The organism is Bacillus sp. FSL K6-1000 (assembly GCF_038630785.1).
In the GTDB taxonomy this organism is placed as follows: Bacteria; Bacillota; Bacilli; order Bacillales; family Bacillaceae; genus Bacillus; species Bacillus safensis.
Map to the genome: position 1 here is coordinate 749,085 of NZ_CP152042.1, position 15,593 is coordinate 764,677.

The 15,593-nt window shown below is 44.8% G+C and carries 12 protein-coding genes; 10 read left to right on the forward strand and 2 right to left on the reverse strand.

The features are described 5' to 3' along the window. Window positions 1–2: 2 nt before the first annotated feature. Entirely contained in the window at window positions 3–1,007 is a 1,005-nt protein-coding gene (locus MHI46_RS03715) for an NADP-dependent oxidoreductase (RefSeq protein ID WP_342503116.1), read from the reverse strand. A 121-nt stretch (window positions 1,008–1,128) separates the two neighbouring features. Then, window positions 1,129–1,506: a YfmB family protein gene (locus MHI46_RS03720; RefSeq protein WP_041087183.1), complete on the reverse strand. Its 378-nt coding sequence runs from the start codon at window positions 1,504–1,506 to the stop codon at window positions 1,129–1,131. A 221-nt stretch (window positions 1,507–1,727) separates the two neighbouring features. On the opposite strand from MHI46_RS03720, the gene MHI46_RS03725 reads away from it, so the two are divergent. The 10 genes from MHI46_RS03725 to MHI46_RS03770 all read left to right on the forward strand — a co-directional run bounded on the left by MHI46_RS03725 (window position 1,728) and on the right by MHI46_RS03770 (window position 15,505). Next, window positions 1,728–2,075, forward strand: coding sequence for a general stress protein (locus tag MHI46_RS03725; protein WP_039177084.1), 348 nt, complete (start codon window positions 1,728–1,730; stop codon window positions 2,073–2,075). A 956-nt stretch (window positions 2,076–3,031) separates the two neighbouring features. Further along, on the forward strand, window positions 3,032–3,691 hold the full coding sequence (locus MHI46_RS03730) for a methyltransferase domain-containing protein (protein WP_202037080.1): 660 nt from the start codon (window positions 3,032–3,034) through the stop codon (window positions 3,689–3,691). A gap of 269 nt (window positions 3,692–3,960) precedes the next feature. Further along, on the forward strand, window positions 3,961–4,686 hold the full coding sequence (locus MHI46_RS03735) for a GTP cyclohydrolase II (protein WP_034282729.1): 726 nt from the start codon (window positions 3,961–3,963) through the stop codon (window positions 4,684–4,686). A gap of 32 nt (window positions 4,687–4,718) precedes the next feature. Further along, a complete protein-coding gene (locus tag MHI46_RS03740; RefSeq protein ID WP_059376784.1) occupies window positions 4,719–5,522 on the forward strand; it encodes an SUMF1/EgtB/PvdO family nonheme iron enzyme in 804 nt (267 codons plus the stop codon). 4 nt (window positions 5,523–5,526) lie between these two features. Beyond that, window positions 5,527–7,284 (forward strand): WD40 repeat domain-containing protein, encoded by a 1,758-nt coding sequence (locus MHI46_RS03745; protein ID WP_106025859.1) that lies wholly within the window; start codon window positions 5,527–5,529, stop codon window positions 7,282–7,284. A gap of 283 nt (window positions 7,285–7,567) precedes the next feature. Beyond that, a complete protein-coding gene (ribD, locus tag MHI46_RS03750) occupies window positions 7,568–8,650 on the forward strand; it encodes a bifunctional diaminohydroxyphosphoribosylaminopyrimidine deaminase/5-amino-6-(5-phosphoribosylamino)uracil reductase RibD (RefSeq protein WP_106025860.1) in 1,083 nt (360 codons plus the stop codon). A 110-nt stretch (window positions 8,651–8,760) separates the two neighbouring features. Next, window positions 8,761–12,090: an exosporium glycoprotein BclB-related protein gene (locus MHI46_RS03755; RefSeq protein WP_342503117.1), complete on the forward strand. Its 3,330-nt coding sequence runs from the start codon at window positions 8,761–8,763 to the stop codon at window positions 12,088–12,090. 139 nt (window positions 12,091–12,229) lie between these two features. Beyond that, the gene (locus tag MHI46_RS03760; RefSeq protein WP_044335448.1) at window positions 12,230–13,825 is read left to right on the forward strand and encodes a sensor histidine kinase; all 1,596 of its coding nucleotides are present in this window, start codon (window positions 12,230–12,232) and stop codon (window positions 13,823–13,825) included. Window positions 13,826–13,828: 3 nt separating this feature from the next. Beyond that, window positions 13,829–14,524 (forward strand): response regulator, encoded by a 696-nt coding sequence (locus tag MHI46_RS03765; protein WP_025092679.1) that lies wholly within the window; start codon window positions 13,829–13,831, stop codon window positions 14,522–14,524. A gap of 3 nt (window positions 14,525–14,527) precedes the next feature. Continuing rightward, window positions 14,528–15,505 (forward strand): tripartite tricarboxylate transporter substrate-binding protein, encoded by a 978-nt coding sequence (locus MHI46_RS03770; RefSeq protein WP_342503118.1) that lies wholly within the window; start codon window positions 14,528–14,530, stop codon window positions 15,503–15,505. Window positions 15,506–15,593: the final 88 nt, after the last annotated feature.

A 15,593-nucleotide genomic window follows, 5' to 3' on the forward strand; every position in this document is an offset into this window, starting at 1 on the left:
TATTATGAAATTTTGACAAGCTGTTTTCCCACATTTTCTCCTTTGAATAGTCCAAGGAATGCGTCAGGAATTTTGTCAAAGCCTTCTATGATTGTTTCTTTATATGTGAGTTTGTCTTCTTTTACCCATTGTGCGAGATCCTTCGCTGCCTCTCCAAAACGATCTGAATAGTTGCCAACGATGAAGCCTTGCATCAATGCGCTTGTTTTGATGAGTTTTGTTTGCACACGCGGCCCGATGTCCTCGCTTGCGCTAATATTATAAGAAGAAATGGCGCCGCACACTGGAATGCGTGCAAAACGGTTTAAATGATTCATCACCGCATCTGAAATCTCGCCGCCTACATTGTCAAAGTACACATCAACGCCGTTAGGACAGGCTTTTGCAATGGCATCATCTAAATCATTTGTTGTTTTATAATTAATCGTTTCATCAAAGCCCAATTCTTTTAAATAAGCGAGTTTATCATCAGATCCGGCAATTCCAACGACGTGTGCGCCTTTGATCTTAGCGATTTGTCCCACAACGGAACCAACGGCACCTGCGGCTCCAGAAATGACAACCGTCTCGCCTTCTTTTGGCTGACCAATCGCAAGCAGGCCAAAGTAAGCGGTTTGCCCTGGCATCCCCAAGATGCCTAAATAATAGGACAATGGCGCAATGGACGGATCAATTTTAGTCAGAGATTCAGCTTTGGCAGTGGAATATTCTTGCCAGCCAAGGAATCCAAGGACAAAATCACCCTTTTCAAATTGAGGCGATTTCGACTCAACGACTTCTCCGACGACACCGCCCTGAATCACTTCATTTAGCTTGAACGGAGGTGTATAGGATTTTGTATCCTGCATTCGTCCTCTCATATAAGGATCTACAGAAACATATTTCGTTTGAACCAAGACCTCTCCATCTTGCGGTACAGGTATATCTACTGTTTCAAAATGAAAAACATCTTTTGTAGGTAATCCTTTTGGACGTTTAGCTAATTGAATTTGCTTTTGTTGACTCATGTCAAATCCTCCCTTTCACTTACAGCCTAGATTTACATTAACATGATGCTTCTTTTCGTTCAAAACATACGGTCTTTTCAAAACACACACAAAAAAGCAGCCGCCATCTCATCGAAGGGGACTACTTTTTCTGAAAAGATACAGAGAGGAGCGGCGGGAGACAGCCAAACAGCTGATACACATCCGCATCACGTTCTTTTAACAAATATTCGTTTGCATTTTGCATGGAGGCTTTCATCATATCGCGCGTCACAAAAGGAAAAAGGATATTCAAATATGAGGACAACAGGTCTTGTGGATCTTGATCAATTGACTCGATATCTCCAATGTTAATAATGATGGAAAAGAGATAATCAATGGAGATGCGAAAGTGCTGTTCGGCAAACAATGTAAGCGGCTTTGTATTCGCTTCTTCAGGATTCCACTTTTGAAAAAGCTGTTTCACCAAATCACTGACAACCCAAGCATTAAACTGCTGCTCCGCTGAAAAGTAATACATCAGCTCTCCCTCATTTCTAGCCTCCAGTATAAGAATTGTACAACAAATCAACAGGAATGAACACGATATTTCAGAAAATTTAGTCATTTCAACAGGCTTTTTGTCAAAAATAAGTCGATAGGCATGGTATGTTCATTAAGCAAATTGGATGTGCTCTTGTAAGGTTTAATGTCAAAAGTGACGGGTAAAAGATTCGTAAGACGTTAAAGGAGGAATATAAAATGAAACCTGTTGTAAGAGAGTATTCAAATGATGAAACACTTCAAAGAGATGTAGAGCAATTAAAATCGATCGGTGTTGCAAGAGAGGACATTTATGTTCTATCCCATGACGATGATCGAACAGAGCGTATTGCAAATAATGCAGATGCCAATACGATAGGCTCAAGAGAAGTTGGACTTAAACATGCGGTTGGGAACATCTTTAGTAAAAAGGGAGATGAACTCCGCAATAAAATTCATGAAATTGGTTTCACCAAAGAAGAAGCTGAGACATTTGAAGAACATTTAGATGAAGGGAAAGTGCTTCTCTTTGTCACAGATCATGAAAAAGTGAAAAACTGGGCGTAAACGCCAACTGAAAAAGCCTCTTACTTTTGTAAGGGGCTTTTTTTCATGCCTCCAAGTCTGAAGGAGAGACATATATCTTTTTTACGATAAAAAACAAATACGGAAGTATGGAATAAATAGTAAACTCTCTAATTGAAAATGCCGCTATACCAAAGAAAAACAAGGGGAATCAGAAAAAATAGTCGAAATATCACAAAAAATCATTCGGGAAATAATTATTGTATCTTTCTATTTTGATTTAAAATTAAATAAAAAACTTGTGTAATTTAGTAGATAAATTTCTTAGTTCTATTGGTTTAAATTGTATTTTTGTGTAGAAATAATTGTTTTAAGGTCAAAAAACCACGAAAAATACCTGTATTTTCAATTGGAAAATTCATTTTAATGTTTAGGAAATAATTTGTTGACAAAATAAACTAAAAACAATATATTTGGCTTATTCCAGTCATTATGGAATTAGTTGTTAAATTTCTGGCGAGTTTATTCGGAGCATATTTAGTGAAAGGGGGTGGCAGAAACCAAGCCTAAGCGCCTTTAAGTTACAAAAGTGTCTGCTAAAACAAAGCAAAGAATTATGTACCTGAAGAAAAAATGATAGTCATTCTAAACAGTAGATTGGTTTTTCTACTATGAACACTTTGCAAGAGATAGTCAAAAGGCGTTAAGTCCTTATACAAAAGAGAAAGCGGTTTCAATAAAGGGTGTGAGTTGATCGAACGGTGAAGGAGGTGAACTCATATGAAAAAAAGAGAGAACAAGCTGAGGCGAGGCGGCCTTCAAACGGCTGCATATGAGGAGGAAGAATGCTGAAAAAGAAGAGTGAACATGTGGGATGCTGCTCTCCTTTTTCAGACAAACAGATTTTCCTGAAAAATCCATCTCTCATTCTAACATAAGGTTTTTGGCTTGAAAACCACCTTTGCCCGAAAAGACGATTGTGAATTGAAGGAGGTTTCATGATGAAAAAGGCTTTGTACCATGAAGACAGTGGATTGTATTTAGAAAAGATGCGCATGGCATTCCAAGAGCATTATGAGCAAAGAACAGATATGTGGTCCACTGATCCATCCTTAACAGACGCAGCAGTGATGTCATTAAAGGCATGGCGTTCAAGGGAAAAGAATGCACTTGCTTCTGTACTGGATATCGGGTGCGGCAACGGCCGTGCACTTGAACATTTAAGCGGGCTTTCCGCATATGTCGGTATCGATCTGTATGAGCATGAGGAGTGGGAAGGGTTACAGAAAAGAGAAACAGTTCCTGTCCACTTTGTTCATCAAGATTTTATGTCATGGTCCATGGATCAGGGACGCGGGATGCAGTTTGATTTAATTTTAGATCATGGCTGCTTTCATCATCAACATCCTGATGACCATGAACGTTATTTAAAACAGGTCTCTTCTTTACTTCATGAAGGCGGTGTCTTTTCACTTGTTGTCTGGGGAGAACAGTGGAAAACAGGATTAATCGGAGAAGATGGTCGTTTTCATTTTTCATTTTCAGATTCTCAGCTTGGCGAAAAAATTTGTACATCAGGTCTGGAGCTTGTATCCATATCACCGTTACAAGCGAAGGCTGGAATAAGCCAGCATCATGTCATTGCCGTCAAAATCTAGTACAAAGGTGAGTGATTCAAAGCTAGCAGAGGTGTTCAAGTTAAGAAAGAGCGTCTGCCAGCCAATCAAGGGTGTTTGCTGCTCTGACAGAAAAGCATATGAACCAAGATTTCTGCTCCTTTGTACTGGAAATGGACAAGGTCTAAAGCGATGAGAGACACTGCACATTCATTTCCTTCTGCGGGAGCACACAGGCAGAGGGAGTGCGTACACATATTCATCACTCCATCACTGCGCTATGGGTGCAGTGATGAATAGGGGGGAGACAAATGAACAAGTTTGTAGATGAATTACAATCAATGATTCATCATTTTACCTTTCAAGAAAAACACTATTTGCTCGTGGGGCCTGTGAATTTGCCAATTTCCATTCAACATGAAGAAGTGCCATTTAAGTGGTATGCCTTCGCACCTGTTGAACGGGATACAAAACCAACGATCGAATCGATTGTCCAAATGAGTACCGCGCAGCAAACCTTTTCCTCTTGTCTCTTATTTGGCGACTTTGAAAATGAACGGCCGCCGCTTGTGCGAATCCATAGTGTCTGCCAAACAGGTGATGTGTTTGGGTCACTGAAATGTGACTGTGGTCCACAGCTTGCATTATCACTGAAGAAAATCACCGATTACGGAAAAGGCATGCTTGTGTATATGGCCAATCAAGAAGGGCGGTCTATTGGGCTGATGGCAAAAGCATTGACGTATAAATTACAGGAAATGCAGCTGGATACTTTTGAAGCCAACCGTCTGATCGGCTGCGGGGATGATGATCGGCATTACGAGGAAGCAGCAGCAGTTCTGCACTATTTAAACAAAGGGAAACCATTGCATTTACTAACGAACAATCCAGATAAAGTCGATTCTATTGCAGCTTACGGTCTTCCTGTTTTGCGGTTTGATCATACGGTCGAAGCCTCTCTCTACAATGAAGCCTATTTAAAGGCAAAAGCGGCCTCAGGACATATGGTCGATGAGAAGAAATTAATTAATCAATAGACGAGTTTATTGAAAGAAGGCGGGAGAAAAGCGTGAAACCTGATATCAATTGGATTCAAATTCCAAGCGGCTATGCAACGATTGGAAGTAATGAAGAAGATATGAAAAAGGCATCAGAATACTGGAAGGACAAGCTGCTCAATCCAACCTACGGCCGTGAGAAAAAATTTCAAAAATGGCTGTACAAAGAATTTCCATCCTATCAGTCGTATATCAACGAATTTTTTATCTCAGATACGGTCGTCAGCAATGAACTGTATCAAAGCTATTGTGATGAAACAGGCCAGACATACCCGGAGAGTTTAACGAATGAAGAGCTTGGCGGGGGAAAAGATCATCCAGCTTGGGGCATGGACATTGAGGAAGCCTTCTCGTTCTGTCAGTGGCTGAGCGGGAAACTGGGGATGGATGTGTCGATTCCTACGGAAGAAGAATGGGAGTATGCTGCCCGGGGAAACACGAGAAATCAATACCCGTGGGGAGATGAGTTTGATCCTTCTTACTGCAATACACACGAATCAAATATTGAAAAAACGACGCCTGTCCGTCATTACGAAAAGGGCAGATCCTTATTTGGTCTTTATGATATGGGGGGCAACGTCGAGGAATGGGTCAACACCAAATATCACGTATATGAAGGCGGCATCGAGGTCGTCGATGATTTAACGGAAACACTCGGAAGTGACTACTACATTTTAAAAGGCGGCTCCTTCGCAAGAGGTGGAGATTTATGCAGAGTCGCAAGAAGACACGGGAAGCACCCAGATCCCGTTTTTCGATTTACTGGTTTTCGTTTAGTGACTCGTCAAAAACAACATATAAAGGTGGGAGTGTAAAACTATGCATAGAGGACCAATTACATCTGTTTTATCAACTCAGCACGACCAAATCGTTTATACTGGCGGCTATGACCGCTGTATTTATCAGTGGAACCGGGGGACGGGAGAAGGAACGTTTATTGGCAGTCACGAGCATATCATTAACTCAATATCTCTTTCTGAAAACGGAAAGTATTTAGCAAGTGCATCGTCAGACTATACCATTCAATTATATGATACAGGCACAAATACACGAATCCGCACGTTGTTTGGTCATGCGGATGATGTAGAAGCCGTCGCTTTTGCGAAACAGGATACTTTGCTTGTATCGGTATCCAGAGATAGAAGATGCTTAGTCTGGGATATCGAAACGGGTGCTATTTTAAGAGAATTCCATGGCCATAGCAAAGATGTATTAGCTGTATGGATACATGGTGATAAAGCTTACACAACAGGTGATGATGGATACGTCCTTGTATGGCTGTATGAGACCGGAGAAATTGTAGGGGAAATCGGCCCGTTTGATTATGAACTGGATACGATCAGCGGCAGCAATCAAAAAGAAGTATTCGCACTTGGCAGAGATGATGGCACCGTTATTATTTACGATGCGGCGACTTTACAGGAGAAGAAAATCATCAAAGCCCATTTACAGGGTGTCAAGCGCGTGAATTTTTCTCCAAGCGGCAATTACTTGCTGACAGCAGGCTACGACCATTTAATTAAGCTGTGGAATTATGAAACCGGTGATTTAGTCGATACGCTGCTGCCTCATAAATATCAGTGGGAGCGCTCGCTTGTCTGGACAGAGGATGAGAAGTCAATACTAGGAGCCAGCTTTGGAAAAACATATTGTGAATGGTCGATTGAAAAGGGCAAAGTCATATCAGATGAGATCGAAATGGCGACACCATCTATCAATGACATTGCGCTGACTGATGCAGGTGATATTATTACCGCATCAGATGATGGAAAATTCAGAAAAAATGGAATGGAAATTGCTAAATCAACGGGCGTTTTAACGAATGGAGTAGCTGTTGCACGGGATGGAAGCTATTATGCGTGGGGAGACCATGCAAGTCAGGTGCATATTGTTCATGAATCATTACAGCAAATGGTTTCGTTTGATCTCAACACAGGTCCGGTCAACAGCGTGTATTTCCACGAGGAGGATCGTCAATTTTATATTGGAACTTACGGCGGTTATGTCCATGTCATTTCAACAGAACACTTAAAGGAAATCGGCCGTTCCAAAGCACACGATTGTGCGGTCAAAGCATTAAAGGTAGAAGGAGATCATATCATCACAGCAGCGGTTGAAGGAACCATCTGTCTTTTAGATAAAAAGAGTTTATCCTTAAAAGCGGAATACATCGGTGCGACAGAGCTGTTAAATGATGTCTTTATTGATAGTAAACGAGATCGTATCGCCATTGTCAGCCGTGACAAGAATGTGAGATTGTTTGATTTGCATACTGGAAGAATTTTAGACCAGCATAACGAACACCAGTATTCGATTAAATCGGTCACAGTCACAGACTCTGGCTATATTGTAAGCGGCGATTATTGGGGCTATATCGTAGTGTGGAATCCAGAGCTGGATGTCAACACCGGCCCAATTAGAATTGCCAAAAATGGGATTAGTGCCATCAGACAATTAGGCAATGATGTATACGCAAGCTCATACGACGGCGGGATTTATCACGTTCGAGAAGATGGGACGCATACCGAAGTACTACGCTTATTCGAACAATTTCCGAAAGAAGTAATCTCTCATTAAGAAAAAGAATGTAAGCGGGGGATTCTCATGATAAGTGTTTGCAAGGAACATATGAAAAAAGGTCTGTCTGTACTCAATTGTCCGCATGTGCTCCTCATTAATAAATATGAATGTCGCAAATGCTGTTTTTGTAAACAACGAGCATCTTATAAACTTTTTTATTCCTTGCCTTACTATGATCGATCTGAAAAGAAACGGATGGAAAAAATATAGCACATGAGAATAGAACTCCTTCATTTCCTGAAGGAGTTCTTTCCCTTGAAAGAGAGGAAAGGAGACTTACATGAAAGACGATGTTTTTTATATGAAGCTAGCGATTGCCAACGCAAAAGTCATGAAAGGACAAACCTCACCAAATCCGCTTGTCGGGGCAGTAGTAGTCAAAAAAGGTGAGATCGTCGGAATTGGTGCTCACATGAAGGCGGGCGAACCGCATGCTGAAATTCATGCGCTGCAAATGGCAGGAGAAAAGGCGAAGGGAGCTCATCTATATGTGACGCTCGAACCTTGTTCGCATCATGGAAAAACAGGTCCTTGCTCAGAAGCCATTATAAAGAGCGGGGTGAAACGTGTGGTCATTGCCACTCATGACCCAAATCCACTTGTAGCAGGTAAAGGGGTCACGATGTTGAAACAAGCAGGGATAGAAGTAGAAGAAGGGATATGTAAACGGGAAGCGGACAGCTTAAATCTTCCTTTTTTTCATTCCATACAATCAGATCTTCCATATGTCATATTAAAAACAGCCATTTCGTTAGACGGAAAAATTGCAACAGCTCATCAAGAAAGCAAATGGATTACGGGAACAGAAGCGAGGAATGAAGTGCAGCAATTACGTCAAGAAGCAGATGCTGTGATAACAGGCGTCGAAACCATTATTCAAGATGATGCAGGTCTTATTGTAAAAGATTCATTCGTGACACAGCCCATTCGTGTCATTTTAGATTCCACCTTAAGGATTCCGCTTCATGCGAAATGTTTAAACGATCATATGGCAGAAACCATTATTTGTACCTCAAACAAGTACGATCAAAAAAAATACCATCAACTGGTGCAAAAAGGACATCAGGTCTTTATCACAAGCGGAGAAAATCGGACAGACATCCATGATGTGTTACGCATGCTGAAGAAGCGTTCTGTCATGTCGGTACTTGTGGAGGCGGGAGGAAGTGTGAGTGCATCCTTTTTAGAAGCATCACTTGTGAACGAAGTCATTATTTATATGGCACCATTATTAATTGGAGGGAAAGATGCACCTACTTTCTTTGAAGGAGAAGGTACGAAAACATTAAAAGAAGCCATCCGTCCAAAAGATATGGATTATAGTATGGTAGGAAAAGATTTAAAAATGACGATGAGACTTTAATGAAAGAAAGACCTTGTATATGAAGTGCAAGGTCTTTTGATTAATAAAAAAATAAAAGTGTACATACACCTTTCTAAATCATGATGAATACGATGGATGGGGGTGATTCTATGAGAAGATGTAGACAATGCGGAAAGACATATCCAACTCATTCGACAGACCACTACCAAAAAGGAAGCTGGTATGATGCGTATAAGGATGATGGCTGGGAATGTGATAGTTGTAAGAAAGGAAGATCAGGGAAGCCAGGAAAACCAGTGAAAAATCCTTGCTGCGGAAAAGATCCTTGTGTTTGTGTGATTCAAGGTCCGCCAGGCGGGAGAGGAAGAAGAGGCCCAGCAGGTCCGGCGGGTGCAGCAGGTCCAGCAGGTCCAGCGGGCCCAGCAGGTCCAGCAGGTCCAATCGGTCCAACAGGTGTAGGTTTAACAGGCATTCTGGCATTTGATCCAGCAGTAGCACCAGCCTACCCAGTAGGGCAAGTGGTGACATACGATGGCAGTACGTATGTGGTCAATTCAGCACCGCCATTAGGGACGCCTGATACATCACCGGACTATACGCTTTTAGCTGCTGCAGGAGCAACAGGTACAGGACCAACAGGTGTTACGGGAGATCCCGGTCCGACTGGGGCAACCGGCGCTACCGGTGTAGGTCTAACTGGAGTTGTTCCGTTTGATGCGGCAGCGGCACCAGGGTATCCAGTAGGTCAAGTGGTGACATATGAAGGCGAGACGTATCTTGTAAACACAGCATCGCCAACAGGTACACCCGATACTTCCCCAGATTATACGCTTTTAGCTGCTGCAGGAGCGACAGGAGTTACGGGCGCCACCGGCACAGGAGCAACCGGTGCAACAGGTGAAACGGGAGCGACCGGCGTCACAGGAGCAACGGGGGAAATTGGTCCAACCGGCGCCACTGGAACAGGAGCAACCGGAGCCACAGGTGAAACGGGAGCGACTGGCGTCACAGGAGCAACGGGGGAAATTGGTCCAACCGGCGCCACCGGCACAGGAGCAACCGGAGCCACAGGTGAAACGGGAGCGACTGGCGTCACAGGAGCAACGGGGGAAATTGGTCCAACCGGCGCCACTGGTACAGGAGCAACCGGTGCAACAGGTGAAACAGGAGCAACCGGCGTCACAGGACCAACAGGTTTAACTGGGGTAACTGGTGAAACAGGGGCAACAGGAGTGACCGGAGCGACTGGAGTCGGTTTATCCGGAGTCGCAGCGTTTGATCCAGCAGTAGCGCCAACTTATCCAGTAGGTCAAGTGGTGACATATGAAGGAGGAACCTACCTTGTTAACACGGCGCCACCAACAGGCACACCAGATACGTCACCAGATTATACGTTATTGGCCGCTGCAGGAGCGACTGGCGTTACAGGAGCAACCGGTACAGGAGTCACGGGTTCCACCGGCGCAACAGGAGTGACAGGACCAACGGGAGAGGTTGGTCCAACCGGAGTCACTGGCGTCACAGGAGCAACAGGAGAAATTGGTCCAACCGGTGCCACTGGTGTTACGGGAGCGACGGGGGAAATTGGTCCAACGGGAGCTACTGGTACGGGAGCCACCGGTGAAACAGGTGCAACAGGGGTCACAGGAGCGACAGGAGAAACTGGTGCCACCGGCGTCACAGGACCAACAGGTGCAACAGGGGTAACTGGTGAAACCGGGGCAACAGGAGTGACTGGAGCGACTGGAGTCGGTTTATCCGGAGTCGCAGCGTTTGATCCAGCAGTAGCGCCAACCTATCCAGTAGGTCAAGTGGTGACATATGAAGGCGGAACATATCTGGTCAATACAGCACCGCCAACAGGCACACCGGATACTTCTCCAGACTATACGTTATTAGCAGCCGCAGGTGTTACCGGAGCCACCGGCGTCACAGGAGCAACTGGTGTAACGGGTGATACAGGAGCAACGGGAGTCACGGGTACAGGAGTGACCGGAGCCACAGGAGATACAGGAGCGACCGGCGTCACAGGTGTTACTGGAGCAACGGGAGCAACGGGAGCAACGGGAGCAACGGGAGCAACTGGAGCCACCGGAGTAACGGGTGTAGGATTAACTGGCATCCTGGCGTTTGACCCAGCTACAGCCCCAACCTATCCAGTAGGTCAAGTGGTGACATATGAAGGTGGAACCTATGTTGTGAATACAACACCACCAACAGGTACACCAGATACGTCCCCAGACTATACGTTATTGGCCGCCGCAGGTATTACCGGAGCAACAGGAGTAACCGGGGCAACTGGGGTAACAGGTGATACAGGAGCAACGGGAGCAACAGGAGTAACCGGAGCAACTGGGGTAACGGGTGATACAGGAGCAACGGGAGTCACGGGTACAGGAGCGACCGGAGCCACCGGCGTCACAGGAGTAACAGGAGCGACCGGAGCCACTGGCGCCACGGGTTTAACAGGTGCAACTGGGGTAACCGGAGCAACAGGAGCAACGGGAGCAACGGGAGTAACCGGAGCCACTGGTGTTACGGGTGATACAGGAGCAACGGGAGTCACGGGTACAGGAGCGACCGGAGCCACCGGCGTCACAGGAATAACAGGAGCGACCGGAGCCACTGGCGCCACGGGTTTAACAGGTGCAACTGGGGTAACCGGAGCAACAGGAGCAACGGGAGTAACCGGAGCCACTGGTGTTACGGGTGATACAGGAGCAACGGGAGTCACGGGTACAGGAGCGACCGGAGCCACCGGCGTCACAGGAGTAACAGGAGCAACCGGAGCCACTGGCGCCACGGGTTTAACAGGTGCAACTGGGGTAACCGGAGCAACAGGAGCAACGGGAGTAACCGGAGCCACTGGTGCCACAGGTTTAACAGGTGCCACAGGAGTAACCGGAGCCACCGGCGTCACAGGTACCGGAGCGACCGGAGCAACAGGTCCAACAGGTGTGACAGGATCGAGTGCGATCATTCCGTTTGCTTCAGGTACACCTGCCGTCTTGACAACAATTGCAGGCGGACTCGTTGGAACATCCAGTTTGATCGGATTTGGTAACTCAGCGACAGGTGTCAGTATTGTAGGCGGAATCATTGATTTAACAGGCGCTGCGGGTACATTACTCAACATGGCGTTCTCAGTTCCAAGAGCTGGAACAATCACGTCATTTGCCGGCTATTTCAGCACAACAGCAGCTCTTTCTTTAGTTGGCACGAGTGTTACCGTAACGGCTAGTCTATTCGCTTCACCGACACCAAATAACAGCTTCACACAAGTAGCGAGTGTCACATTAGCCCCAGCTTTAACTGGAGTTTTAACACTGGGTGCTATTTCAAACGGTATTGCGACTGGTCTAAATGTACCAGTCACACCTGAAACACGATTGCTTGTTGTATTCTCCGCATCAGCTACAGGTCTATCCTTAGTGAATACCGTAGCAGGCTATGCGAGTGCTGGTTTATCGATCACGTAATAGGCATACAGGGACGACTCGATTTTGAGTCGTCTTTTTTGTTTGAAAGAATTTTCTCTTAACTTAGTAAGAAAAAATGATATCATTTTCTTAGAGTCTATTCGGTGAATCTACTGAATTAGGGGTTGTAGCGGTGAGAATGGGCAAAAGGAAAGTCACTTTACAAACGAAAATTTTGGGGTTAATTATCGGGCTTTTGCTTGTTGTCATTGCATTATTAACCATTTGTTTTGGTTTTCTGCAGACATCAGAAAGGCAGGCACAAGCTGAACAGCTGGCGGTGCAGACCGCTAGAACGATATCATATATGCCGCCCATTAAAGCATCGGTGGCTCTATCAGCGTCCCAAAATGAAGAACAGGCAGTGCTTGAGCAAATGAAGGAGCAAGTAAGAGCTCATGCCATCTTCATTACCAATCGAAAAGGAAAGGTCCTTGTTCATACGAATCATGAGGACGTAGGAAAAACCATCAGTGTTTCGGAAGGAAGAAGTACTCTCTTATTTGGAGGAACCTCCATATCAACTGATGATTCTAATGGTGAAACCGTTGTCAGAGGCAGTGCACCCATTATGAAAGAAACAGAGGGGCATGAAGAAATTATCGGCACAGTCACCGTCGAATTTTTAAAAAAGGAAATTGATCAAGCGACAGCTCATCAGCTATTGAAGCTTAGCTATATTGCCCTTCTCGTGCTTTTGCCTGGCATATTCGGTGCGATTTTTTTAACGAAGAGTATTCGCAAAGATACATTAGGGCTTGAGCCGCATGAAATTGCTTCGTTGTATCGAGAAAGAGAAGCGATGCTGCTCGCTATAAAAGAAGGGATCATTGCGTTTGACCAGAAAGGCGCGATTACGATGATGAATACATCAGCTGAGCACATGCTGCGCGTCTCATCAAAGCTGCCTCTTCATATTGATCAAGTCTTGCCAAATGCCAAACTTCTTCTATATTTAAAGGCAGAGACGATTGAACCTAACATCGAAACCGTCGTCAATGATAAAACCTATGTCTTAAATGTGAAAAAAGTAATGCAGGATCATCGAGTATTCGGAGGGATTGTGAGCTTCAGAGAGAAAACAGAGCTGACGAAGCTGCTGGATACATTAACAGAGGTCAGCCAATATTCAGAAGACCTAAGGGCCCAAACGCACGAATTCTCAAATAAGCTGTACGCCATTTTAGGCCTGCTTGAGCTGAAGCAAGTCGATGAAGCCATCGACTTAATTAAAGAAGAATATCATCTGCAAAACCGTCAGCACGATTTACTCATGAAGCAGATTCGGTCTCCTAAAATACAAGCCATCTTACTTGGCAAGTTAGGGAAAGCATCTGAGAAGAAAGTCCATTTCCACATTGATGAAAATAGCTCACTTGAGCCGCTCCCAGCTCATTTAAGTTTATCTCACTTTATCACCATCATTGGCAATCTCGTAGACAATGCTTTTGAAGCTGTATTAAATAAGGAGAAGCGTGAGGTTGACCTGTTCATCACAGATATTGGGTTTGATATTATCATAGAAGTGTCAGATTCAGGTGATGGGGTGAATGAAGAAGAACTGTCACAGATTTTCACAAGAGGCCATTCGTCAAAGGGAGAAGGACGAGGCTATGGGCTTGCGAATGTGAAAGAAGTATTGGACGAGCTTGGGGGCTGGATTGAAGTTGCGAACCAAAAAGAAGGCGGTGCCATCTTCACTGTATACATACCGAAAGGCACAAAGGGGGAATAGATGGTGATTAAGGTACTCATTGCGGAGGATGATTTTCGAATCGCTGCCATTCATGAATCTTATATACAAAAGATAGAAGGATTTAAGGTCGCTGGAAAGGCAAAGAGTGCAAAAGATATGTGGGAGGCGCTCCAAAGGGAACAAGTGGATCTCATTTTGCTTGATGTGTATATGCCTGATGAGCTCGGCACAAACCTGCTGCCGCTTTTAAGAGAACGCTGTCCTGAAGTAGATGTGATCATTATCACGGCTGCAACGGAAACGACGCTTTTAAGAGATGCGCTTCATTACGGAGTGGTTCATTATTTAATCAAACCGGTGACCGCACAAAAGTTTGCACAAGTTTTAACCGAATATAAAGAGAAGAAAGACATCATCAATTCAAAGGATGAAGTCAATCAAACGATGATCGATCTGTTTTTTGGACAGATGCAGGAAGAGCCAAAACAAAGGGATGACAGAGATCTCCCCACAGGCATCAATTCACTGACCTTGGATAAAGTGAAAACATTGATGGCATCAGAGAATAGCGGAATTACAGCAGAAGAACTCGGGGAAAAGATGGGCGCATCACGTACAACTGCGAGACGGTATGTAGAGTATCTCGTGACAACAGGGGAATGCCGGGCAGAGCTTGCATACGGAATTATTGGCAGACCTGAACGTAAATATTACCCTGCCAAACAAGCGGAGTCTTAAAAGATGAAAAAAGGAATACTTTTTGTGATCGTGCTCTGCCTTTGTATGACACTCACCTTTAATGAAAAAAAAGCCGGAGACTCTTTCCTGCAGCAAAGCTCCTTATATATTGTGGTGTCGGGTGTACCAGAGGGGGGATTTGACCAAACGGCTCAGGTGATGAAATCAGTGCTTGAACAAGAGAAGCTGGTGAACCGGCCTGTGAACATTCTTTATCAAAGAGGCGGAACGGTGGATAAAGGATGGACATACATGATGGAGCGGGAAGCCAACTATATCAGTTTAAATTCAAGTTTATTGTTAAGCCGTAATTTACTTGGCAGCAGTAACGTGACGATGAATGATGTGACACCGCTGGCAATCCTTGCAGAAGAGTGGCAGGTCGTCGCAGTCCCGATGGATTCTCCTTTTGCAAATGGGAAGGAGCTGTTACACGCCCTCAAGAAAAAACCAGATTCCTTAAAAATTGGGTTTGCCCCTGACTTTGGAAATGATGATCAAATCTCCTTCGCCCGGGCAGCAGAAATGGCAGGGATTGATCCCTATCGCATTCAATTTTTGAAATTTGACAGTGCAGATGATTTATTTCAGGCACTCATTGACCATGAGGTGGATGCAGCAACGACTACCATTACAGAGGTTCGTCATGATTATGAAAAAAAGAGGCTGAAGCTCGTAGCGACGACAACCAGCCAGCGCTTAGATGGATTTGAAGATGTGCCGACATGGAAAGAGCAGGGCATTCCGCTCATCTTTTCCCATTGGCGCGGTGTGATGGGTCCTAAACAAATGAGTCAGCATGACATTCGTGAATGGGATCAGCTTCTTCAAAAAATGACGAAAACGAAGTCCTGGAAAAAGCGATTAAAGCAAAAGGGCTGGACAAGTCGTTATATGAACAGCAAAGAGGCAAAGATCTTTATGGAAAATCAATTAAGGCAATATGAGCAATTGATACAAGGAGAACAAGCGGTCGAGTGAGACCGCTTCCAGCGTGTAGACAAACCCTTGCATTCGCCCGCATTCCTGCGTGCGGTGCTCACGAATCTCATATTCGCTCCGCTCCAGT

Coding starts and splice junctions, on each gene's coding strand:
- MHI46_RS03715 (WP_342503116.1), bottom strand. CDS start 1,007: ATGAGTCAACAAAAGCAAATTCAATTAGCTAAACGTCCAAAAGGATTA.
- MHI46_RS03720 (WP_041087183.1), bottom strand. CDS start 1,506: ATGTATTACTTTTCAGCGGAGCAGCAGTTTAATGCTTGGGTTGTCAGT.
- MHI46_RS03725 (WP_039177084.1), top strand. CDS start 1,728: ATGAAACCTGTTGTAAGAGAGTATTCAAATGATGAAACACTTCAAAGA.
- MHI46_RS03730 (WP_202037080.1), top strand. CDS start 3,032: ATGATGAAAAAGGCTTTGTACCATGAAGACAGTGGATTGTATTTAGAA.
- MHI46_RS03735 (WP_034282729.1), top strand. CDS start 3,961: ATGAACAAGTTTGTAGATGAATTACAATCAATGATTCATCATTTTACC.
- MHI46_RS03745 (WP_106025859.1), top strand. CDS start 5,527: ATGCATAGAGGACCAATTACATCTGTTTTATCAACTCAGCACGACCAA.
- ribD (WP_106025860.1), top strand. CDS start 7,568: ATGAAAGACGATGTTTTTTATATGAAGCTAGCGATTGCCAACGCAAAA.
- MHI46_RS03755 (WP_342503117.1), top strand. CDS start 8,761: ATGAGAAGATGTAGACAATGCGGAAAGACATATCCAACTCATTCGACA.
- MHI46_RS03760 (WP_044335448.1), top strand. CDS start 12,230: ATGGGCAAAAGGAAAGTCACTTTACAAACGAAAATTTTGGGGTTAATT.
- MHI46_RS03770 (WP_342503118.1), top strand. CDS start 14,528: ATGAAAAAAGGAATACTTTTTGTGATCGTGCTCTGCCTTTGTATGACA.